Here is a 21,700-nt window from a genome sequence, read left to right on the forward strand (position 1 = left end):
AAGACGAAGAGCGATGCCAACGTAAATTCCGGTTGCAGCATTGTCATTGCCTGGAGTAAGGACCTGAAGAGCTGAGACTGGCCGGGGCGGAATTTACGTGTGCGGGTGGCGCCCGCGGAATGGTGCATCAGGCCTTTGACAGGCGGTGCGCGACATCGCGGATTGCTTCGGCAACCATGTCGATGTAGGCTTCCGTCATCGCCTCGTTGATCGGGAGCGTGATGCAATCGCCCAGTAACTCCTCCGCGATCGGACACCTGACCTTGGCATAGTCCATCGTGGTGGCGCCAAGTTCCCTTGCCGGCCAGGTGCCTCCGAAAAAATTGTGGTTGCGGAACACCCGGTAGCGATAGACCGGCATGGGCAGATACCCTGCGTTCGCCGCGACTCCCTGCCGCTTCAGCGCCTCGGCAAACTCATTTCGACCGACTCGAAAGGCGGAGAGATTCAGGCGGAAGAGGTAGAACCAGTAGCTGTGGGTGTCGCCGCCTTTCGTCACCGGAGGAGTGATGCCAGGAACATCGGCGAGCTGCGCCGTCAGGCGGCTGCCCGCGTTGACACGGCGCGCGACGATGGATTCAAGCCGCGTGAGCTGGGCCGCGGCAACCGCGGCGAGGGGTTCGCCCATGCGGTAGTTGGGGGCAAGGTCCTCCGGGTCTCGCGCGCCGGAGACGCGGTCATAGCATTTGTCGCCCCATTTGGTGAGTCCGTTTCCGAGATCTTCACGGTTCGTGCCGACGATGCCGCCGTCTCCGCAGGAGAGGTGTTTGAAGTCATTGAAGGAGTAGCAGCTGATGTCGCCGACCAGCCCGACCGGAGTGCCTTGGTGGCGTGCTCCCCATGACTGCGCGCAATCCTCGATCAGCGCGATGCCATGGGCGTTGGCAATGGCTCGCAGGGCGGTCAGATCGCAGGGGTTGCCGGCGAGGTGCACGGCCATGATTGCGCGCGTTTTCGGCGAGATCGCCCGGAGTGCCGCATCGGGATCGGAGTTGAAAGTATGAGGGTCAATGTCGGTGAACACCGGCACCCCCTGCTGATAGAGTATCCCAATGACCGAACCCATGTCGGTGATGGGGGAGACGATCACTTCTTCGCCCGGTTTTAGCCGGAGGGAGGCGACTGCGACGTGCAGCGCTGCGGTTCCCGAGGAGGTCGCAAAGAGATGCTTGAGGGGATAGTGCTTCCGGAATTCCTCAAGAAGCGCCGTGTTCTGCGGACCGTTCCAATAGAAGAGGGATCGCTGCCCAACCATGGCCGCAAGGCGCTGGAGTTCGGCATCTCCCCAGCGGGAGAAGGATGGCACGGCTTCTTTGACAATGGGTGAGGCGTCTGGCGCTGTCATGGATCAGGTGATTGGAAGTCGGAAAGTGGCAGGGATGCGGGCATGCAGATGGAGAAATTCAATAGGATCCGAATTTCGACTGCGAGTCGAATGCCGGCAGCAGGAACCCCGGCAGTTTTCATCGATTGGCTGCCGGCTCGATTGTGCTGCCTGCGAGCAATGTGGGGATTGTTGCGAACGTGGCGACAATCGGAGCAATTTCGCGTGTGCCTATGGCGACATCGTCAGGAGCAATACGGCGTCGTTCCAGTCGGAGGGTCGATGAAAGGTCGCCGCAGGCGTAGGCAAACTCAATGCGTCGCTAATGACGACAAATTTCCCTGTGACGGGATTGTACCAGCGCCCTGTCATCCCTGCTGGCGCCGCGCTCAAATCGACGACGATCTCGGGATTGTCGGGAAGGTAGGCCACGAGCAGATCGCCGGAGGCTGATCGAGAAGCGGCCATGCGTTTCTGGGGATCGGCAGCTTGGTTGAGAACCAGTTCAGGTGCGGGCACCAGCCGCGTCCAGTCGATGACTGAGAAGAAATCGCGCAGGTGCGTCATCTGCGTCGCACTTGGCCAGGTGAGTGCGTTGCGCCAGTAGTCGTAGGTATCGGCGTCGGTGTTGAAACGCCACACGCCTCCCAAGCCGCCAGGCACCTTTGGGGGAATATCACCTGCGCCGTAGGTGTAGCCGCGCGAGCCGGACAGCCAGGCTATCCAGCCGAGTTTGCGGACATCCTGCTCGCGCCAGTTCGGCGCGTGGTCGTGTCCGTGGGCGTCATACATCGCCTCGATATTGATGACTGGCTTGATGGGCGGCCTCCTCCACAATTCGAGGGTCCAATCCGCCGCGGCTGCGTAGGCCTGGTTCAGACGCCCTGAGTGATGGCCGGACTGAAGGCCGCAAAAGTCCTCATAGTCGGCGTCGTGATAGCGTTTGGCCGTCTCGAAGTGCGTTCCGGGGTGCTGGGTGACCAGGTGCGTGGTGAGCTGATGGTAGGTTCTGGCGGCCTCCTCGTTTTGAAGATCGATTCGCTGATCGAAGCTTGGCGAGAAAATCACCATGTGACCGGCGAGCCTGCCGGCGACGTAGCGATGAAAAGCGAGTGGGCGCTGCTGGATCCCAAAGCCCGCAGGCGAATTGCCAAGTCCAGTAAGGAGCACCATCAGGCTTCGGTCGTTGGCGGAGGCCAGTTTGACTTCAAGATCCCGCCAATAGAGAGGATTCGGGGAGTTGTCCTCGCGGAATGGAGCGTGACCGCTGGCGGGTGCCATGTTGCCGCTGCGCTTCACCATGGTGGCCACGGTCTGCAGCACGGTGAAGCCCTGGCGGGCACGCACGTCCATGTAGTCCTGAAATTCCGCCAGCGTGGCCTTCCAGATCGCATTCCAGCCGGTGTCACCCATCCAGAGGAAAGGCGTGCCGTCGGCATGGATCAGGTACCGCCTGTCGGGACTGACACGCAGATCTCCGTGGCGGTAGAGGGGATTGTCCCCGTCGTAGGCTTCGACGTGGACCTCCCCGGTGCGACCATGCAGGCCTGCGTCCGAGGGATCGCTGCAGGTCGTGGTCCAATGCCAGGTTCCCGTGCTCGGAAACGCCGCTCGAAAGCGGAAGCCGCGTTCAGCGTCCCAGAAGGCGGGAACCTTGAAACTTGCGTTTCCCGGACCCGCGAAACGCACGTCGATTTGAACGTCCGAGTAGGGCTTGGCGTGCACCTTTTCCGCGGCCAGCGCGCCTTCCCAGCGCTGCCATTGGACGGCTTTGTCAGGTACCGCGTCTGCGCGGGCGGCGAGTTCGAGGCAGGCGACCAGTATCACTGATCGAATCCATGGAGTGAGGATTGACAATGCCTGGTTTTGCATGGTGAGAGATCAATTTTTGCGGGCAAGGTCCCGGCCTTCATGACGGGGAACCTCCGGCAAATCCGGGCACGATCCCGCGAGGGCAATGAATCTTTGTCGTCGCTCCTCGAAGTTGGAGTCCAGCGGTTCAAGCAAGACACCACGCGGCGTCTTGAGAATTTGAAATTCCCTGCCCTTGAATCGGAAGTCACGAGGCAGCTTCACCGCTTGAGAGCCACCATGTTGAAATATTTTAGCTTTTGAAATGGTTGCCATGGCCACATATGGATACGCGCCAGTGCGGGTGTCGAGCCTTGGCCGCGTTCACAATTGTTGTCGCGATGAAACTCGCCGAAACAGTGGAAGATCCATCAGACGCAGTTTGGAATTCTGCTGATACTGTGCTGCCGCCGCGCCGTGCGAAGAGGGAAGTGCGGGGTAAACGGCAGCGGAAAAAACAAAAGATTGATGGATTCACGCCGCCCGCGGAAGATCCGCCGATGTCAACCGTGGCCCTGGACGGAAAGGTTCTTGTGGTGATTGGTGGCACGACGGGTCTTGGCCTGTCGGCTGCGCGCGCGATGATTGAAGCGGGCGCGAAGGGCGTCGTTCTGACGGGGCGCGACGACAATTCCGCGCGATCGGTGCAGGCGCTGCTGGGTGATGCCGCGGCGACATTCACGGGCGATGCCGTTGATCCGAAGCATGCGCCATCCGCCATTGCGCTGGCGCGGGAAAAGTTTGGCTCTTTCGACGGGCTCTACCATGTCGCTGGAGGAAGTGGGCGAAGATTTGGGGATGGCCCCCTGCATGAAATCACCGACGAGGGGGTTCGTGCCACGCTTGAGATGAACCTCCACTCGCTGATCTTTTCGAACCGGGCCGCGGTCCGCCAGTTTCTCGACCAAGGGTCGGCCGGGGCTGTGCTCAACATGGGGTCGGTGCTTGGCTGGTCGCCGTCACCCCACTACTTTTCCACACACGTCTACGCGGCGGCGAAGTCGGCGGTCATTGGATTCACGCAGTCCGTGGCTGCGCGTTACGCGTCTCAGAACATCCGTTTCAATGTCATCGCGCCGGCGCTGATTGAAACGCCGATGGCCAGGCGGGCGGCTGAAGATGACCAGATTCGTGAGTTCATTCACTCAAAACAGCCGCTGGACGGCGGACGAATCGGCCGGCCGGATGACTGTGACGGAGCGGCGGTTTTTCTACTGTCCGATGCGGCGCGATTCGTAACGGGCCAGGTGCTTGCCGTCGATGGCGGCTGGTGCCTGAGCGAAGGGCAGGTGGCCGCGGGGGAATGAGGCTGAATGAATCGGACCCTGGAGGCATTCCATACCGAAGGATGTGAGCAGTTTTGTTGCGCATCCCCGGCCGCCCCTCCGTATGATGGACTGAACGCATTTCGTTTTGAGGCTCTCTGGCGACGCTTGACTCCGGCGGATTCGTGAGTCATTTCCGTGATACATTGAAAACGGCGACTGTCCGCCAGATCCGCAACAAGTTTCCAGAGGTCCTGCGCATGCTTCGGGACGGTGGCTCCGTAGCCATCACGTCCCGGCGCAAGGTGGTGGCGACCTTGACGCCGCCTCCGCCGGTGGCCCGCGCCGAGCGTGGCTGGGGCGATCTCGCCGATCGGCGCCGGGCCTTGCTGGCGAGGCCGGTCGCACGGATTTCGGGAGCTGACCTCCTGACCGCCGACCGGGAGTGACGGTGGCCACCTACGCCGACACCTCCTTCCTTTTCTCGCTGTTCGTCCATGACGCGAACACAGCCGCCGCGTTGGCCTGGCTTGAGAAGCATCCGGTGCCAATTCCCCTGACCGACTTCCAGCGATGTGAACTGGAAAATGCGATCCGGCTGGCGGTCTTCCGGAGAAGCATCGATCCAGCCGCGGCCGCGGAAGCGTTACGGACACTGGAAGCCGACGTTGCCGCGGGAAATCTTTTCGAGCAAAACGCGACTTCGTCCGACCTTTTTGCCGCGGCGGGGCGTATTGGAGCCGCACATACCAGCCGGCTCGGTATCCGGACGCTCGACTTGCTCCACCTTGGATTGGCGGTGCATCTTCGGTCCAAGCTTTTTCTGACTTTCGATGCCCGCCAACGGGAGGGCGCCAAGGCGGTCGGTCTTCGTATCGGTCCTTGAATTGATCCGGCTTAGCCGGCGTACTCTGCCATGGAGGTTCACGGACGATGCCGTCGATCCGAAGCATGCGCAGTCCGCCATCGCGCCGGCGTTGGTTGAAACACCGATGGCCAAACGGGCCGCGGGTGATGATCGAATTCTTGGGTTCATACGCACAAAACAACCCCTGGATGGCGGACGAATCGGCCGGCCGGATGACTGTGACGGAGCGGCGGTTTTTCTACTGTCCGATGCGGCGCGATTCGTAACGGGCCAGGTGCTTGCCGTCGATGGCGGCTGGTGCCTGAGCGAAGGGCAGGTGGCCGCGGGGGAATGAGGCTGAATGAATCGGACCCTGGAGGCATTCCATACTGAAGGATGTGAGCAGTTTGTTCCTGTGCCCTGCAGTCTGGTGCTCAGATGGCTGCGGCTTGTGAGAGGCGCTTTAACTCCCTGATGAACACTGTTAGGGCTTTTCAATCCACTGGCGTCGCCCTAGAAGACCGGGATTCACCCGGCTGTCGGGAACCAATCCCCTGTCAAGCTGACCCAAAACCCTCATGATTGAGAAAAGACGTGCCGCAATGGAATCAGCAATCACTTCACAACGGTGGCTGTGCCTTGGGTTTTTAACATGGCTGCTGACGGCGCTTCCCGCGTTCTCCCAGGGTGCCAGTTTGCCCGCTGACATCAATACCATCGTCTCGACCCAGCCAATGGAAATCGAGGCGGAGGGGACTGGTGTTCATGGGCAGTTTATGGTCGCCAAAGAAATCCTGAGTGCGGACTCGAGCGGCGACTTGGTTTATTCAATCACGGAACCTCCAAAGTTTGGGCGCGTTGGTCTGGCTGGCGGCGATGATTCGGACGTATTCAAGAACACAACATCGCGCCTCGGTTACTTTGCCTATCGCCCGCAGGACGATTATGTGGGTGAGGACTCCTTCGGCTATAGCGTGAAGAATGAGACCTCCGGTCTCGTTTATAGGAACCGCGTGGTGATCACCGTGAAGCCGCCGCCGCCGGTTGAACTTCAGAAATTTGAAGTGAGCGCCGACCGTGAACGCGTGGTCAACGCGAGCGAAGTGACCCTGACCACGCGACCCAATACTCAGGTGAGCCAGAAGCTTCCGAGTCATGAGGACTTCATGTCGGAGGCGGACCGTTTGTCGGTGGTCGGTGCGAAGGTGGTGTATTTGCTCGATGATGCGGCGAAACCTCAGAACGGGATGGCCAGGCTCGATCGGCAAACGGGGCAGCTGACCTATTCGCCGAACCCCGGATTCTTCGGCGTGGACCATTTCAAGTATTACACGACGGATGAGAACAACCCGCATCTGGGGGTGGAGAACACCGTGACGGTCAATGTGGAGCCGGTTCGAATCAAGCGGCACATTGTCGCGGATCGCTCGCGGAGCCGGGAAGTCGATCTTGTCTTTGTCATCAACAATTCGCCATCGATGGCCGCGCATCAGAGCCGACTTGCGGAGAATCTCAGTCGTTTCAGGCAGCTCTTCGACAAGCGGGATCTGGACTACAGGATAGGTGTGCTGACGACGGATTTTGTGAACAGGGATTCGCGCGGCGGATACGGACCCCCGCGCTATTATAAGGAGGTTCGATCGATCGAGCTGGATGCGAACGGTCACCCCGTGCTCGATCGGCGCAACCGCCCCAAAGTGATCAGCAAGCGCGTCGCAAGCAATGGCAACCTCGTCACGCTTCCCGTCATGCCTCAGCCATGGGTTACGCGCCAGACACCCAACGGCATTTTTGCGGAACTCGTGAAGGTCGGGACAAACGGGGACAGCAACCGGACAGCATTCACCGCAGTGTACAATTTCGTCGCCGGATACTACAACAAGCAGCACACTTTCCTTCGCCCGGATGCGACGACTTTCGTCGTCTTCTTCATGGATGAGGAGGAAACACGCATGGCGACATGGAGAACCTTCCGGGATGGAACCCGGCAGGCGGAATGGGTCGAGGATGGAAAACTGCCCGACTTGATCCGGCAGTACAACCTTCGTCACCCAGAGGCACGTCAGACTCTCGACGGCTACATCAATGACTGGGTCTTGAAGCCCTTCATCATCGTGAAGGGAAACAAGCGAGGGAATATTGAAATGCACGCCGTGGTTGCGCATGGCAACATCTCTCATCGTCGCGCAGCGGAACTGACCGGAGGCACGGTGCTGGACATCGAATCCGATTTCTCCGCACAGCTCGCGGCGCTCGGTGATCGCATTGCGGATACGGTTGCCGTCGCCTTGGAGCCTGTTCAGGTCACGGCGACCCTCTACAAGAAGAGTTTCCGGGTCCTGGTGGATGGCCGGGAGATTCCTGCTGATCCCGAGAATGGGTTCTCATACGACGAGCGCTCACACAGCATTCGATTCAACGGCGATTCCAAGAAGAAGGCGTTCACCGCAAAGATCGACATCACCTACGAGGAGCACATGTGACCCGCCCGTGTCCGACCTGGTCCTCAAGGTCAGCCGGCACGCAAAAGATGGCCTTGGTCCGCCGAACTCCAGACGCTAGTCGAGGCCCTCGGAGCCACTTCTGATCCTGCCCGCCTCGATGGCGGCGAGTGCGCCCTGGAACTGGCCTGGGAGCTGGTCGAAAGACGAGACGCTCATTCCCAGATTGCGGATGATGCCGTCGGTCAGTCCGTAGATCCAGCTATGCACCGTCAGCGGCTGGCCCCTGTCCCAGGCATCTCGAACGATCGTCGTCTGGCAAACGTTGGACACCTGTTCAATGACATTCAATTCGCACAAGGTGTTTATCTGCGCTCGTTCGCCCGGCACCGCATGCACGCAGTTCCGGTGGCGTTCGCGGACATCCTGGACATGGCGCAGCCAGTTGTCCGCGAGACCGATTCGATCGCAGCGCAGCGCGGTTCGCACGCCGCTGCAGCCGTAGTGACCGACAACAATGATGTGCCTGACCTTGAGCAGATCGACCGCGAACTGCATCACCGACAGGCAGTTCAGATCCGTGTGAATGACGACATTGGCGATGTTTCGGTGAACGAAGAGTTCTCCTGGCAGGAGATTGACGATTTCGTTCGCCGGGACACGGCTGTCGGAACAGCCGATCCACAAGTATTCCGGTGACTGCTGTTGGGAAAGTTTCTGGAAGAATTCAGGATCGTGCCGACGAATTGTTTCAGACCAGTCCCGATTTCTTGCAAACAGGTGATCGAGTTGTCCCATACGGTTCCATCGCAGCGGCGGGAGGCGGAGTTGTCGATGGGATTTCGTGTGCGCAGGCGCTAGATCGCGTCGAGAATTGAGTTGAAGGTCCTGCTTGGGCGCATTGCTCCGGAGGTTCTGGATTCGTCCGGGCGGTAGTAGCCGCCGATGTCGGAGGGCTTTCCCTGGACGGAGTTGAGTTCGGCGACGATGGTTTGCTCCGCCGCGGAGAGCTTTTGCGAGACGGGGGCAAACAGTCTTTGGAGCTGTGCGTCGTTGCCTTGGGAGGCGAGTTCCTGAGACCAATACAAGGCGAGATAGAAATGGCTGCCCCGGTTGTCTATGCCCGCGCCCACCTTGCGGGCGGGGGACTTGTTGTTCTGTAGAAAGCGTCCTGTTGCGGCGTCGAGCGTGTCGGCAAGGACTTTGGCGGATTTGATTCCGAAAGTTTCGCTGAGATGCTCGAAAGACACGGCGAGCGCGAGAAACTCCCCCAGGGAGTCCCATCGGAGGAATCCTTCCTCCACAAACTGCTGGACGTGTTTGGGAGCCGATCCACCTGCGCCCGTTTCAAACAGGCCGCCGCCGTTCATCAGCGGGACGATGGAAAGCATCTTTGCGCTGGTGCCGAGTTCAAGAATGGGAAAGAGGTCCGTCAGGTAGTCGCGCAGCACGTTGCCGGTCACCGAGATCGTATCCTTGCCATCCCTGATCCGTTCGAGGCTGAACTGGCAGGCTTGAGCGGGGGGGAGAATGCGAATGTCGAGTCCCGCAATGTCATGTGTGGACAGGCAGGCATTGACCTTGGTGATCAGCTGGGCGTCGTGGGCGCGCCGGGAGTCGAGCCAGAAAACCGCGGGCGTCCGCGTGGCGCGCGCGCGATGCACGGCGAGCTTCACCCAATCCTGGATGGCGGCATCCTTTGTCTGACAGGCCCGCCAGATGTCACCGTCCTCCACCGCGTGCTCCAGGAGAACGCACCCGCTTTCATCGACGACGCGAACCCTGCCGTTGCCGGCTATCTGGAAAGTCTTGTTGTGCGAGCCGTATTCCTCCGCGGCCTGGGCCATCAGGCCGACATTTGGGACCGAGCCCATCGTTCGCGGGTCAAAAGCCCCGTGTTTTCGGCAGAAATCGATGGTGGTCTGATAGACACCGGCATAGCTGCTGTCGGGAATCACAGCCAGGGTGTCCTGAAGCTTTCCCTGGGCATTCCACATCTGGCCGGAACTGCGGATCATTGCCGGCATCGACGCATCGACGATCACATCGCTCGGAACATGCAGATTGGTGATGCCCTTCTCGGAATTGACCATCGCGAGTCCGGGACCGTTCGCATATGCCGCTCGAATGTCCGCCTCGATGCCCGCGCGCTTTTCCGCGGGAAGCTTCTGAATTTTGGCGATGAGATCGCCGAAACCATTGTTCAGGTCGACGCCGAGTTCCGTGAAGGTTGCGGCGTGTTTTGCCAGGAGATCCTTGAAGAAAACGCGAACGACGTGCCCGAAAATGATCGGATCGGACACCTTCATCATCGTCGCCTTGAGATGAACGGAGAAAAGAATGCCCTCCGACTTTGCGCGTGCGATCTGTCTCTCAAGAAACGAAATGAGCGCTTTCCTGCTCAGCACGGTGGCATCGATGATTTCACCGGCCTTGAGTGGGGTCTTGTCCTTGAGCACCTTGGTGGAGCCGTCGGCGCCAACGAATTCGATTTTCACGGTGGTGGCGGCGGCGACCGTGACGGATTTCTCGTTCGAAAAGAAGTCGTCACGTCCCATCGTCGCGACATTCGTCTTTGACTGGGGTGACCAAGCTCCCATGGCATGCGGATTCTTGCGCGCGTATTCCTTGACAGCCTTCGGAGCGCGGCGGTCGGAATTGCCCTCGCGCAGCACGGGGTTTACCGCGCTGCCCATGACTTTGGCATAGCGCGCCCGGGCTTCCTTTTCAGCTTCATTGGTTGGGTTGTCGGAAAAGCTGGGAATCTTGAAGCCCTTGCCCTGCAGTTCGGCAATGGCCGCCTTCATCTGGGGAACTGATGCGCTGACATTGGGGAGCTTGATGATGTTCGCTTCTGGTTTCAGCGTAAGCGCGCCAAGTTCCGCCAGATCATCCCCAACTCGCTGCGCCTCGGTGAGTGCCTCCGGAAACTGGGCAAGAATGCGCCCGGCAAGCGAGATATCGCGCGTTTCAATGCGGATGCCACAATGCTTGGTGAAAGCCTGAACTATGGGAAGAAACGAGTGAGTGGCGAGTGCTGGAGCCTCGTCGGTCTTGGTGTAGATGATGGTCGGAACGGAGGACATGGATGGGAGAGGGGATTGTCGCGAACAGCAGACCGTCAAGGCAACAACGCGCCCCTTTGCCGCTCAAGTCTTTGCAACGTCTGAAGCGAGTCGATCCATGAGGTGCAAACCCTCATCAGTACACTTCGATCCACACGGCGAGAACCGATTGGATGTGAAAGCTAAGCTGTTGTTTATAAGAATGATATGATGACCATGCCATGAACTCATGAATTGGTTGAGCGCATCAGCTTATTTGGGCTAGTTGCCACGCTACTGTTCAGAGAAAACCGCCTATTCACATTGCGAAATCCGCAGAACGACCGATTGTCCTTCTCGTCACTCTGCTTAGCAGGGGACATTTGGGGTAACTAAGAAAACAATGCCCGCCGTGTAGGGGTACGCGGCGGGCTCTTTCTTTTCCGGTGCGTGCACTTCAATCCCACGAGATTTCGTTGAGCAGGCCGCGCACCTCCTCAGCCGGATCTTCGTGATGCTGCTCCAATGCCAGATGGAGCGCTTCCTCCAGCAGTGGCCTGGCTTCCCGCCGGCGGCCCTGCGTCAGCAGGATCCGCCCGAGAAGGATTCTCGGAATCATCCAGTCCGGTTTCGCTGCCATGCATTGGCGGAGGTGGGGCTCAGCGTCCGCACTTCGCTCGGCGGCAATGAGCGCCTGGGCCAGGCTGAAACGGAACAGCGCATTGTCCGGCTGCTCCGCCGTGAGTTTCGAAAAGTGAGCGATTCTATCCATGCTGCGTGGCGGGGTGATCGGTTTCGGAATCTGATTTCGAGCATTCAGAATGGCCGGAATTTCATCTCGCGGTCTGCGCGGGTTATTCGCACGTGTTCCCGCTGAGGCAATGCTTCCAGGAAAAGCCTGCCGTAGGTTTTTGCGAGGACGCGAGAGTCGAGTATCGTTATCACGCCGCGATCCGATGCGGTGCGAATCAGGCGGCCCACGCCCTGGCGAAACCGGATGATTGATTCCGGCAGCGTCAGCTCGGCGAACGGATTTCCGCCTGCGTCGCGAATGGCGTCACTGCGCGCCTCAAGCAGCGGATGGGTTGGCGGATCAAAGGGAAGCCGGGTCACTATGACCTGCGACAACGCGGCACCTGGCACATCCACACCGGTCCAGAAGCTGTCGGTGCCGAAGAGTATCGCGTCGCCCGCGCGGCGCATTTCCCTCGCGAGTTCCGTGCGCGAGAGCGACTCGCCCTGCATCAGCAGCGGTCTGCCCTGTTCGCGCAGTTCATCGGCGAGCGATTGCGCGACGGCGCGCATGTCCGAATAGCTGGTGAAAAGCACGAGTGTGCCGCCGGAGACCTTCCGCACGCAGAACCCCACGTAATCAGTGAGCGCATCCAGCGCGAGCCGGGCTTCCTGTCTGGAAGGAAGAGGCATGTCCGCGGCGATGTATACGCGCATGTTCCTTTCGTAGTCGAACGGGGAGGCCACGGAGACGGCGCGGGCACCCTGCGCTCCTATCCTCTGCGCGAAAGGTTCCAGGCTTCCACCGATTTCAAGCGTCGCGCTTGTACAGACAACGCTCGTGCGACATCCGAAGAGCCGCTGATGCAACTGCGGCGCGACGTCGAGCGGGGCGCTTCGCAGGGTTACGATCGTCTGTCGTTTTCCCGAGCGTTCAGCCCAGTAGACGCTCTTCTCGTCCGCCAGGCTCAGCCATTCCTTGAGCCCCGTCTGGATTGCCTGGATGCGCGCCTTCTGATCGAGGAATTCGTCGCGGTCGTGGCCGTCGTCAAATCGATCCGCCATCTGTGCCAGGAGGCGCTCCAGAGCACCAAGCGCCCCGCCCAATTCGGCGTCACTGCAGCCGGGCTCGCGTAGCCGCACAATCTGGCGCTCACCCAGCAATGAGACGGCCAGGTTGCCGAAGAAAGCCTGGGACGCCTTGATGGTGCCGGCGACCAACCCCTGGCCGGTTTCGCTCCGGTGCTTCATGAACAGGCCGCGGCTTGTTTTTGGATTGAAAAGTTGCCTGAGCGCGCGATCGACGCCGTAGCTGCTGAGGTGCAGTCCAAACTTGTCGCTGGCGACCTCCGCCACCGTGTGAGCCTCGTCGATGACGAGGAAATCATCGGGAAACAGAATGCCGCGGGCTCCGCTCCTGGCGCCATTCACCCGGGCGCCTCCTGCATTGATCAGCGCGAAGAGCAGGGCGTGGTTGACGATGATGACATGAGCCTCGCGAATCCGGGCGCGCGCCCTTTGATAGAAGCACACTTTTTCATTGCAGTGCTTGCGGGCGCAGGAAGAGGAGTCGGCATTGACCAGTTCCCAAACCTCGGGTCTTGGTGGCGGAGCAAGTTCATGACGGATTCCAGTCTCCGAGTGCTCCGCCCAGTCCGCGATGCGCTGCAACTCCGCATATTCGTCATCGGGAAGGATGGTGGCGCGATCCGCGAGAGTGAGGGAAAGGCGGGTGGTGCAGAGATAGTTGCCCTTGCCAAGAAGCATGCAGCTCCTGAACGAGGCGAAGTTTGCACCGTCCGGCAAAGCTGCGAGCACGCGTCGACAGATGGGGAGATCCTTGGTCTCGAGCTGCTCCTGAAGGGAGATCGTGTGCGTTGAGACGATGAGTTGCCGGCTCTGGTCCATCGCCTGCACAATCCCTGGCAGCAGGTACGCGAGGGACTTGCCCACGCCTGTGCCCGCCTCGAAGAGCAATGGAGCATCCTCGGCAAAGGCGCGTGCGACGGTTGACGCCATTTCCGCCTGCTGGGGGCGGAACTCGAGTCGGAGCGCCGACTGAAGCACGCCACCCTCCGCAAATATTCGGGACGTCACTGCTGGAGCCTTCGATGGAGACGGGGGCGGTGAATCCGGGAATTCCGCTTCGTTGCGCAAACCGATCATGACTTCGTTTCAGTCTCCAATCCATACCCAGTCGCCGGCGCGAACTTCGTCGTAGAGCTCGATGATGTCCCGGTTGGACATTCGCACGCACCCGCCGCTCGCGGGTGTCCCGAGTTTGTTCTCGTGACGTGTGCCGTGGATGTAGATGTAGCGATCATGCGTGTCGACTTGCCCTCCGGCGTTGATGCCCGCTTCCAGCCCGCGCAGCCAGAGGATGCGGCTCGTGATCAGGTCATCCGTCCGGATCTCGTCGGCGGTGTATTCCGAAAAGTGCCGACCGGTTGGGATTCTTCCCTTGAAAACCACACCGGACGGCTGGCCTCCGCCAATTCTCTCCGCAATCTCATGCAATCCCCGTGGGGTTCCGAGGGAGTCTGCGACATTTGAGGGCGGGCGAATCGATGTCGAAACGGCAAATGTCCTTGTCAGTGAGTTTCGGCAATAGAATTGCAGAGTCTGGGATGTGATGCGCACAACGAGAATCCGGTCTGTGGGCTTGATACCCAGGCGGTGTGCGGTTTTTATTACCTGTTCAACTGGAGACTCCATCGTGAATCAAAATCGTTACGCTATAGGCATCGTCGGCGCCACTGGCGCTGTCGGTCAAGAGCTTGTCCGGCTCCTGCACGAAAGGAATTTCCCCATGAGTACGCTGCGGCTATATGCATCGGCGCGTTCGGCGGGCAAGCACACGGAGCGAGACGGCAGAAAATATCGGGTGGAACTGGCTCAAAAGGGGGCGTTTGCCGGACTGGATCTCGTTTTCTTTGCGGCTGGCGGATCGGTTACGCGGGCGCTTGCGCCGGATGCCGTGTCATCCGGATGCGTTGTCATCGACAAGAGCTCGGCGCTGCGAATGGATCCGCGGGTTCCGCTCGTGATTCCGGAAATCAATCCGCAGGAATTGCTGCGGCATGAGGGAATAATCGCGAATCCCAATTGCTCCACAGCAGTGATGCTGATGGGGCTGTGGCCTCTGCATCTGGCCTTCGGGGTCAGGCGAATTATTGTATCGACCTTTCAATCCGTCTCGGGAACCGGTGCGGAGGCTGTTCAGGAACTCACGGCGCAGATAAAGGCGCACGTTGGGGGCAGGCCACTTCCCCGAAAGGTGTATCCCCATCAGATTGCATTCAACTGCATCCCGCAGGTCGATTCCTTCGGAGCTGATGGCTACACAGGGGAGGAGACCAAGATGGCGCAGGAGAGTCGAAAGATCATGAACCTGCCCAACCTCAAGGTGTCTGCGACATGCGTTCGGGTTCCCGTGGTCCGCGCCCATTCCATTTCGGTCAGCGCGGAGTTTGAGCGTCCGGTTGACCTTGCGACCGCGCGTGCTGCAATCGCCGCGTTCCCTGGCGCGCAATTGGTGGATGATACCTCCAAGTCGGAATATCCAACGCCCCTGGACTTTGCCGAGAAGGCCCGCTGCGGTGTTGGGCGACTCCGGATCGACACCGCCTTGGACAACGGCCTTTCCTTCTGGGTTAGCGGTGACAACCTGTGGAAAGGGGCTGCGTTGAATGCGATCCAGAATGCCGAATGGATGGCCTCGAATGGCGTTCTCGAGGAATCCGGCGAGCTCGTGGCGCCCAGCGCGCACTGAACGCCGGCTCCGATCAATCTCGAATAAACCCTTGCCTCCAAGTATTCCCGCGGGTTTATCTGATCGTTTCTGTCCGGACGGCTAGCTCAGTTGGTTAGAGTACCTCGCTTACACCGAGGGTGTCGGGGGTTCGAGTCCCTCGCCGTCCACCAGTCTTGCGGATGCTGTCCGGCGATGCGCGAGGCTGGCTCTCGGTGCCTTGATGTGGCGAGAGGCTGTTTTCACGCCGGCAACATTCCGGCATCGCAACCGTCATTTCCCGACCAAACCTTCTCATGAGACATACGATATCCGTACTGGTTGAAAACAAGTTCGGTGTTCTCACGCGTGTATCCGGAATGTTTTCCGGACGCGGTTTCAACATCGATTCGCTCAATGTCGCACCGACGCATGATGCATCGCTGTCCCGCATCACCGTGGTGATCAAGGGTGGAGACGGCTCGCTCGACATGGTCACAAAGCAGTTGCGGAAGCTGATCAATGTCGTGGATGTCGTGAACTTCAAGGAGGGGCAGGCGGTTGTTCGCGAACTGGTTCTTGTGAAGATCAAGGCCGACGCGAAGGTGCGATCGGAGATCATGCAGATTTGCGACATCTTCCGGGCGAAGATTGTCAATGTGGCCAAGGATGCCGTGATCGTGGAAGTGACGGGCGACGAGGCGAAAACCGCAGCCTTCTTGAAGCTGGTCGACGATTTCGGCATTCTGGAACTCGCCCGCACGGGACAACTTGCACTCAAACGATAGAATCAATTTCTCAAGCCCTTATCATCATGCCCGCCAAAGTCTATACTGACAAGGATGCCGATCTCGGCCAGTTCCAGAACAAAACCCTCGCCGTTCTCGGCTACGGTTCCCAAGGCCATGCACACGCGCTGAATCTCAAGGATTCCGGCTGCAAGGTCATCATCGGCCTCTACCCCGGTTCAAAATCGCGGGTGGTGGCGGAACAGCACGGCTTTGAAGTCGTTGACACCGCTGAGGCGGTTCGTCGTGCCGACGTCATCATGGTTGCGCTGCCGGATATGAAACAGGCGGATGTTTACGAGAAGGACATCCTGCCGAATCTCACCAAGGGGAAAACGCTGCTTTTCTCCCACGGCTTGAGCATTCATTTCGGCCTGATCAAGCTGCCCAAGGACGTTGACTGCATCATGGTCGCCCCTAAGGGCCCCGGGCATATGGTCCGCAGGCTTTATACGGAAGGCAAAGGCATGCCCGCGTTGATTGCGGTTGCGCAGGACAAATCGAAAAAAGGAAAAAAGACGGCGTTGGCATGGGCGAAGGGCATAGGCTCGACCCGCGCCGGTGTGCTGCAGACGACATTCAAGGAAGAGACGGAGACGGATCTCTTTGGCGAGCAGGCGGTCCTTTGCGGTGGGGCAAGCGCTCTGGTCCAGGCGGGTTTTGAAACCTTGGTTGAGGCCGGGTACCAGCCTGAAATGGCGTATTTCGAGTGCCTTCATGAGCTCAAGCTGATCTGTGACCTCATGTACGAAAGCGGCATCGCCGGGATGCGTTTCTCCGTTTCGGAAACGGCAAAGTACGGCGACATCACGCGCGGTCCGCGCATCGTTGGCGCCAGGACAAAAGCCGAGATGAAGAAGATCCTGAAGGAGATTCAGTCCGGCAAATTCACCAAGGAGTGGGTGAAGGAATACAAGGGCGGATTGAAGAACTACAACAAACTCCTCAAGGCGGGGGAGAAACACTCCATTGAGAAAACCGGCGCCTACCTCCGCGGGCTCATGCCCTGGATGTCAAAGAAGAACCTCAAGGGTGTGCAGGCTTCGTACTGAGTCTTTGCCACCCGGGCGCTTGCTGATTCCGCGACGGTTGCGCAGAGCTCCCGTTTTGCGCACTCTGGCCGGCGCAAGTTGGTTCAACGCAGGAACTCGCTTCCGTTTCGAAGCGGGTTCATCACCCGATTTGTGAGTCGTCTGCTGATCGCCACTCGGAAGAGTCCGCTCGCACTGGCCCAGGCCGCGCTTGTTGCCGGGCGTTTCCGTTCGTTCCTGGGATGGGATGCGGAATTCCGGAAAATCGTCACGACCGGAGATCGGCAGGCGGAGTGGTCGCTCGAGCAAAAGGGAGGGAAGGGGCTATTCACCTCCGAACTCGAACAGGCGTTGCTCAGGCACGAGGCTGACATCGCGGTTCACAGCACGAAGGATCTGCCGGGCGACATGGCCGCTGGGCTGGAGATTGCGGGGTATCTGCCGCGTGAGGATCCTCGCGACATTCTGGTCCTTCGTGCGGGTGTTGCCTCTCCCCGCACGGTGGCCACCGGGAGCCCGCGTCGACGGCTGCAGCTCCAAAACCTCCATCCGGGAGTATCGTTTTGCGAGATGCGCGGAAACGTGGAGACCCGGTTGCGCAAGATCGCGGAGACAGGGGTTGCGGACGGCACCGTGCTGGCGGCGGCGGGTTTGAAGCGACTGGGAATCGAGCGCTGGCCCGGTCTCGATTTTCTGCCAATGGAGCTTTCTTCAATGGTTCCGGCGGTTGGCCAGGCCGCGATCGCCGTCCAGTGCCGGCAGGGCGAGGCTCATCGCTGGGTGCGTGCGTTGGATGAATCCACCGCGCTCACGGTGAATCTTGAACGGGCGTTTCAGCGGGAAATGGGGGCGGGGTGCCACACGGCGGTTGCGGTGCATGCGACCGCCGGGCGTCTCTACTTTTTCCATGAAAAGGTCGGCATCCGCGAGGCGAGCCTGGGATCCGAGGACTTTTCAAATCCGGAACACTCGGCCCGCCAGTGGTTGCGGAAGTTTGGTGTTTTCGTTGGAAACGTCTGACAACCCCTTTTGATCATGCCAGTCGGCAAGGTATATCTGGTTGGTGCGGGGCCGGGTGATCCCGGTCTTGTGACTTTCCGTGCGAAGGAACTGATCGAGAACGCCGACGTGCTCGTTTACGATTATCTTGTCCACCCGGACCTGCTGCTGTGGTGCAGGCGGGATGCGCAAAAGATCTATGTCGGGAAAAAGGCCGGACTTCATGCCCTGCCGCAGGATGAAATTGAGGCCCTGCTCGTGAAGCATGCGAAGGAAGGTGCAACGGTCGTGAGACTCAAGGGTGGCGATCCGTTCATCTATGGTCGTGGGGGCGAGGAGATGCGTCGCCTGCGCGATGCGGGAGTTCCGTTTGAGGTTGTGCCCGGCGTGACCGCGGCTTTGGCGGCAGGCGCATACGCCGGCATCCCACTGACCCAGCGCAACACGAGCTCATCGCTCATACTGCTGACGGGCCATGAAAGTCCCGAGAAGAATGCGTTGCAGACCGACTGGGCGCAGTTTGCGAGGATTTCGAATGCCACGCTTGCCATCTACATGGGCATGAGCCGTCTCAGGGAGATCATGAGCCGCCTTAGGGACGGAGGCATGTCAGCAGAGACCCCGGCGGCCGTTGTACAATGGGCGTCCCTTGGGTGCCAGCGCTCGGTCGTTGGAACGGTGGCTGATCTTGCGGACAGGGCGGCCGAAGCGGAATTGGGGTCGCCGGCCATCATAGTTGTCGGGGAGGTCGTCGGCCAGCGGGAGCAACTCGGCTGGTTTGAGCACCTGCCGCTATTTGGTCGCCGTATAGCGATCACCCGCACCCGCGCGCAGACGAGCGAATTGCGCGGGCGCCTGGAGGAGCTCGGGGCGGAAGTCCTTGAGATCCCTCTCATCGATGTTGTGAAGGACGTTTCCAACGATCGCCTCGCGGAGGTGTTTCCTGAGTTTGGTTCGTATGACTGGCTCGTTTTCACCAGCCCCAACGGAGTGAGGTTCTTCTTCGAGGAATTCGATCGCGTTTTCGACGACATTAGAAGCCTTGGTCTGATGCGCATCGCCTGTGTGGGCGAGGGGACCGCCCGCGCGGTCAAGGAGCGGCATTTGAAGGTGGAATGCCAGCCCGAGTTCTCCACGGGTGAGGCGCTGGCGGATGCCTTGATTGCGACGGGGAGCCTGGACAATGCGAAAGTCCTGGTGATAACCGGCAATCTCAATCGCGACGTGCTGGTCAGGAAGCTGGAAAGCGCCCGTGGCATTGTCGACCTGCTTCCCGTCTATCGAACATCCAGGACGGATCTCTCGTCTGATCCCCGCGCGGACACATTCAGGACCCTTGGAGCCGATGCCATCCTGTTCGCCAGCAGCAGCGCGGTCGAGTCTTTCGTCGCCCAGGCGGCCTCGCTTCGGCTGGACAAGGACGCTCGCCGGCCGCTGGCTGGGAGCATTGGGCCGCTTACGTCCGCGACCATGAAGGCGCGGGGAGTACCGGTGGATTTCGAGGCCGCCAAGCCCGGCCTTCAATCCTTGGTTGAAGCGCTGGTCAGAAAAATGGGTTCCAGCCCAGGAAAAAACCGTCCCGCCAAAACCGACAAGGCATGAAAGTCCCGTTTCTTGATCTCACGCTCCAGCATCGTGAACTCCGCTCGGAGATCCTCGCGGCGATCACGGCCACCTACGACGGCACCCGGTTCTGTCTCGGCAGGGATGTTGAAGGATTTGAGTCCGCATTCAGCCAAACCCTCGGCTACAAGCGGGCGCTCGGCATGAACAGCGGCACGTCGCCGCTTCATGTCGCATCGGTCTGCGCCGGCCTTCAGGCCGGAGACGAGGTGATCACGACACCCTTCACGTTTGCCTCGAGTGCCTGGGGCATCAGCTACGTCGGGGCGACACCGGTGTTTGTCGACATAGATGCCGCAACCTTCAATCTCGATCCCGCGAGGATTGAGGCGGCGATCACGCCCAGGACCAGGGCCATTGTTGTTGTGCACCTTTTCGGTCAACCGGCCGCGATGGGGCCGATCCTGGAAATTGCGCGGCGGCACAGCCTCTTTGTCGTGGAGGACTGCGCCCAGGCGGTGGGCGCCCAATACCGGGGCACACCGGTCGGATACCTTGGCGACTGCGGAACGTTCAGCTTCTATCCGACGAAAAACCTTGGCGGCTGCGGCGAGGGAGGGGCCTTCGTGTCGCGTCGCGATGATGTCTTTGAGCGGGCGCGCGCCCTGCGCGTGCACGGGTCGCTGAAGCGTTATCATCATGATTTTGTGGGCTTCAATTTCCGCATGGATGGGTTCCAGGGGGCCGCCCTGACGGTGAAGCTGCCGCACCTGGCAAGGTGGACCGCACGTCGCCGCGAGATTGCCTCGCGCTACCTGCAGGGCATCCGGCTTTCCGACACGGTTCTTCCCGCCCGGGTCGACGATGGCGAGAGTGTATATCATCAGTTTACGCTGCGCCATCCGCGGCGCGACGCGCTTCGAGAGCATCTGGCAGGGCTCGAAATCGGCACTGATCTAATCTATCCGAAGTGCCTGCACCAGCAGCCGTGCTACTCGCAATTGAATGTGCGGCCAGGGAGCCTGCCCGTGGCCGAGCAGGCCGCCGCCACCTGCCTGAGCCTGCCGATTTTCCCAGAGCTTACAGACGCGCAGGTCGAAGCCGTGATCAACGGCGTGAACTCATTTTAGTCCGTCCGGCGCCTGCCGGCGGCCATGCGCTGCGCGCGAACCCTGGGCATGACAAGGCATGTCATCTCCAACGGAGGGGGGATCGGCTGGAGGGGCACGCTTTGTCGTGACCTGGATTGCGGGCTCGAGCGAAAGGTTCGGACAAGGTTGAGTCGTGTATTGTCGACGCAACTACACGGTTCACCGGAACCAGCGCCGCCATCCGCGTGCTTTCGGCCGGATGATGCAGAAATGGCCGGCAAACCGCTGGGGCAGCACGAGCTGGTAGGCCCCGTGCGTGCGCACGATGAATTCGTCGACGGCTGTCTTTGCGCCGGTTGAAAAGAAGTCGTAGTCGTCCACGACAATCCGTCCTCCCGGAGCCAGGTGGCCATGCAGGTAGTTGAGCGCATGGGTGATTCCGTCGTAGAAATCGAAGTCCACGTAGGCAAAACAAACCTTCCCGGGGCCGATTCCCGGCTGAAGCGTTTGTTCAACGAGCCCGGGTTGAAGGCGAAATCGCGTCTCGGGGAAACCGATTTCATTGAGACGAACCCTCACTTCCTCGATTTCACAGCGCATTTCCCCCTGATAGCGCTCGATGGAGCCGAGATTGAAAATATCGTCCTTCAACACGTCCTTGGACGAGGGTTTCGGAAGCCCGGCAAAGGTGTCGTACAGCCAGAGCATCTTGTCAGTGCCGCGAATCTCGTTTGCCAGCAGTGCGGATGTCGCTCCCTGGGCCACTCCAAATTCACACACGTCCCCCGGCTGGTCCATGGCGCAGTGAAGTTCGTTCAGCAGATGCATCGCCTGGCTGATGCCGGTGCCCAGCAGGCGTGCCATCAACTGCTTTCTTCCAGGCCGGTCGGGGAGGCGCGGGAAGCAGGTGGCGCGCAGCGCATCATGCATTTCGTGCACAAGCGGCGGATATTTCAACTGGGCGTTGGGCTCGAGCGGTGTCATGGACGGTTGA

20 protein-coding genes and 1 tRNA gene are annotated in these 21,700 nt (G+C 60.0%); 12 read left to right on the forward strand and 9 right to left on the reverse strand.

The genetic code is table 11. The annotated features are described in order from the left end of the window. Positions 1 to 127 precede the first annotated feature (127 nt). The 3 genes from HS122_09010 to HS122_09020 all read right to left on the reverse strand — a co-directional run bounded on the left by HS122_09010 (position 128) and on the right by HS122_09020 (position 3,451). Entirely contained in the window at positions 128 to 1,306 is a 1,179-nt protein-coding gene (locus tag HS122_09010) for a DegT/DnrJ/EryC1/StrS family aminotransferase (GenBank protein MBE7538537.1), read from the reverse strand. A gap of 249 nt (positions 1,307 to 1,555) precedes the next feature. Further along, a complete protein-coding gene (locus HS122_09015; protein MBE7538538.1) occupies positions 1,556 to 3,151 on the reverse strand; it encodes a DUF4038 domain-containing protein in 1,596 nt (531 codons plus the stop codon). A gap of 54 nt (positions 3,152 to 3,205) precedes the next feature. Further along, on the reverse strand, positions 3,206 to 3,451 hold the full coding sequence (locus HS122_09020; GenBank protein ID MBE7538539.1) for a hypothetical protein: 246 nt from the start codon (positions 3,449 to 3,451) through the stop codon (positions 3,206 to 3,208). Positions 3,452 to 3,675: 224 nt separating this feature from the next. Here HS122_09020 and HS122_09025 point away from each other — a divergent pair, with 224 nt between their 5' ends. From HS122_09025 to HS122_09045, 5 genes are all read left to right on the forward strand, one after another. Then, positions 3,676 to 4,482: an SDR family oxidoreductase gene (locus HS122_09025; protein MBE7538540.1), complete on the forward strand. Its 807-nt coding sequence runs from the start codon at positions 3,676 to 3,678 to the stop codon at positions 4,480 to 4,482. 143 nt (positions 4,483 to 4,625) lie between these two features. Further along, positions 4,626 to 4,889 carry a hypothetical protein gene (locus HS122_09030; GenBank protein MBE7538541.1) on the forward strand — a complete coding sequence of 88 codons (264 nt, stop codon included), beginning with the start codon at positions 4,626 to 4,628 and terminating at the stop codon, positions 4,887 to 4,889. A 2-nt stretch (positions 4,890 to 4,891) separates the two neighbouring features. Continuing rightward, positions 4,892 to 5,326 (forward strand): type II toxin-antitoxin system VapC family toxin, encoded by a 435-nt coding sequence (locus HS122_09035; GenBank protein ID MBE7538542.1) that lies wholly within the window; start codon positions 4,892 to 4,894, stop codon positions 5,324 to 5,326. Next, complete coding sequence (locus HS122_09040) at positions 5,274 to 5,642, forward strand: SDR family oxidoreductase (protein ID MBE7538543.1); 369 nt, start codon at positions 5,274 to 5,276, stop codon at positions 5,640 to 5,642. Before HS122_09035 ends, HS122_09040 begins: the two co-directional genes overlap by 53 nt. A gap of 247 nt (positions 5,643 to 5,889) precedes the next feature. Next, the gene (locus tag HS122_09045) at positions 5,890 to 7,770 is read left to right on the forward strand and encodes a hypothetical protein (GenBank protein MBE7538544.1); all 1,881 of its coding nucleotides are present in this window, start codon (positions 5,890 to 5,892) and stop codon (positions 7,768 to 7,770) included. Between the two features lie 75 nt (positions 7,771 to 7,845). On the opposite strand, the gene can is transcribed toward HS122_09045, so the two are convergent. The 5 genes from can to HS122_09070 all read right to left on the reverse strand — a co-directional run bounded on the left by can (position 7,846) and on the right by HS122_09070 (position 14,219). Next, complete coding sequence (gene can / locus HS122_09050; GenBank protein ID MBE7538545.1) at positions 7,846 to 8,526, reverse strand: carbonate dehydratase; 681 nt, start codon at positions 8,524 to 8,526, stop codon at positions 7,846 to 7,848. A gap of 59 nt (positions 8,527 to 8,585) precedes the next feature. Next, a complete protein-coding gene (locus HS122_09055) occupies positions 8,586 to 10,814 on the reverse strand; it encodes an NADP-dependent isocitrate dehydrogenase (GenBank protein MBE7538546.1) in 2,229 nt (742 codons plus the stop codon). A gap of 415 nt (positions 10,815 to 11,229) precedes the next feature. Continuing rightward, the gene (locus tag HS122_09060; GenBank protein MBE7538547.1) at positions 11,230 to 11,544 is read right to left on the reverse strand and encodes a tetratricopeptide repeat protein; all 315 of its coding nucleotides are present in this window, start codon (positions 11,542 to 11,544) and stop codon (positions 11,230 to 11,232) included. 44 nt (positions 11,545 to 11,588) lie between these two features. Then, positions 11,589 to 13,670 carry an ATP-dependent DNA helicase gene (locus HS122_09065; GenBank protein MBE7538548.1) on the reverse strand — a complete coding sequence of 694 codons (2,082 nt, stop codon included), beginning with the start codon at positions 13,668 to 13,670 and terminating at the stop codon, positions 11,589 to 11,591. A gap of 9 nt (positions 13,671 to 13,679) precedes the next feature. Further along, positions 13,680 to 14,219 (reverse strand): L,D-transpeptidase, encoded by a 540-nt coding sequence (locus HS122_09070; GenBank protein MBE7538549.1) that lies wholly within the window; start codon positions 14,217 to 14,219, stop codon positions 13,680 to 13,682. Between HS122_09070 and HS122_09075 the strand changes: the two genes are divergently transcribed. From HS122_09075 to HS122_09105, 7 genes are all read left to right on the forward strand, one after another. Beyond that, on the forward strand, positions 14,137 to 15,276 hold the full coding sequence (locus HS122_09075; protein MBE7538550.1) for an aspartate-semialdehyde dehydrogenase: 1,140 nt from the start codon (positions 14,137 to 14,139) through the stop codon (positions 15,274 to 15,276). The two genes, HS122_09070 and HS122_09075, sit on opposite strands and share 83 nt — an antisense overlap. Before the next feature lie 75 nt (positions 15,277 to 15,351). Continuing rightward, positions 15,352 to 15,428, forward strand: a tRNA-Val gene (locus HS122_09080). Between the two features lie 123 nt (positions 15,429 to 15,551). After that, complete coding sequence (ilvN, locus tag HS122_09085; protein MBE7538551.1) at positions 15,552 to 16,022, forward strand: acetolactate synthase small subunit; 471 nt, start codon at positions 15,552 to 15,554, stop codon at positions 16,020 to 16,022. 26 nt (positions 16,023 to 16,048) lie between these two features. Continuing rightward, entirely contained in the window at positions 16,049 to 17,074 is a 1,026-nt protein-coding gene (gene ilvC / locus HS122_09090) for a ketol-acid reductoisomerase (GenBank protein ID MBE7538552.1), read from the forward strand. A gap of 132 nt (positions 17,075 to 17,206) precedes the next feature. Beyond that, positions 17,207 to 18,073, forward strand: coding sequence for a hydroxymethylbilane synthase (hemC, locus tag HS122_09095; GenBank protein MBE7538553.1), 867 nt, complete (start codon positions 17,207 to 17,209; stop codon positions 18,071 to 18,073). A 15-nt stretch (positions 18,074 to 18,088) separates the two neighbouring features. Continuing rightward, the gene (cobA, locus tag HS122_09100; protein ID MBE7538554.1) at positions 18,089 to 19,654 is read left to right on the forward strand and encodes a uroporphyrinogen-III C-methyltransferase; all 1,566 of its coding nucleotides are present in this window, start codon (positions 18,089 to 18,091) and stop codon (positions 19,652 to 19,654) included. Beyond that, a complete protein-coding gene (locus HS122_09105) occupies positions 19,651 to 20,745 on the forward strand; it encodes a DegT/DnrJ/EryC1/StrS family aminotransferase (GenBank protein ID MBE7538555.1) in 1,095 nt (364 codons plus the stop codon). The genes cobA and HS122_09105 overlap by 4 nt, the downstream gene beginning before the upstream one ends. Before the next feature lie 180 nt (positions 20,746 to 20,925). Here the strand turns inward: HS122_09105 and HS122_09110 are convergent, their stop codons facing one another. Beyond that, positions 20,926 to 21,690, reverse strand: a complete 765-nt coding sequence (locus tag HS122_09110; GenBank protein ID MBE7538556.1) for a hypothetical protein — start codon at positions 21,688 to 21,690, stop codon at positions 20,926 to 20,928. Positions 21,691 to 21,700: the final 10 nt, after the last annotated feature.

The organism is Opitutaceae bacterium (assembly GCA_015075305.1).
Lineage (GTDB): Bacteria > Verrucomicrobiota > Verrucomicrobiia > Opitutales > Opitutaceae > UBA6669.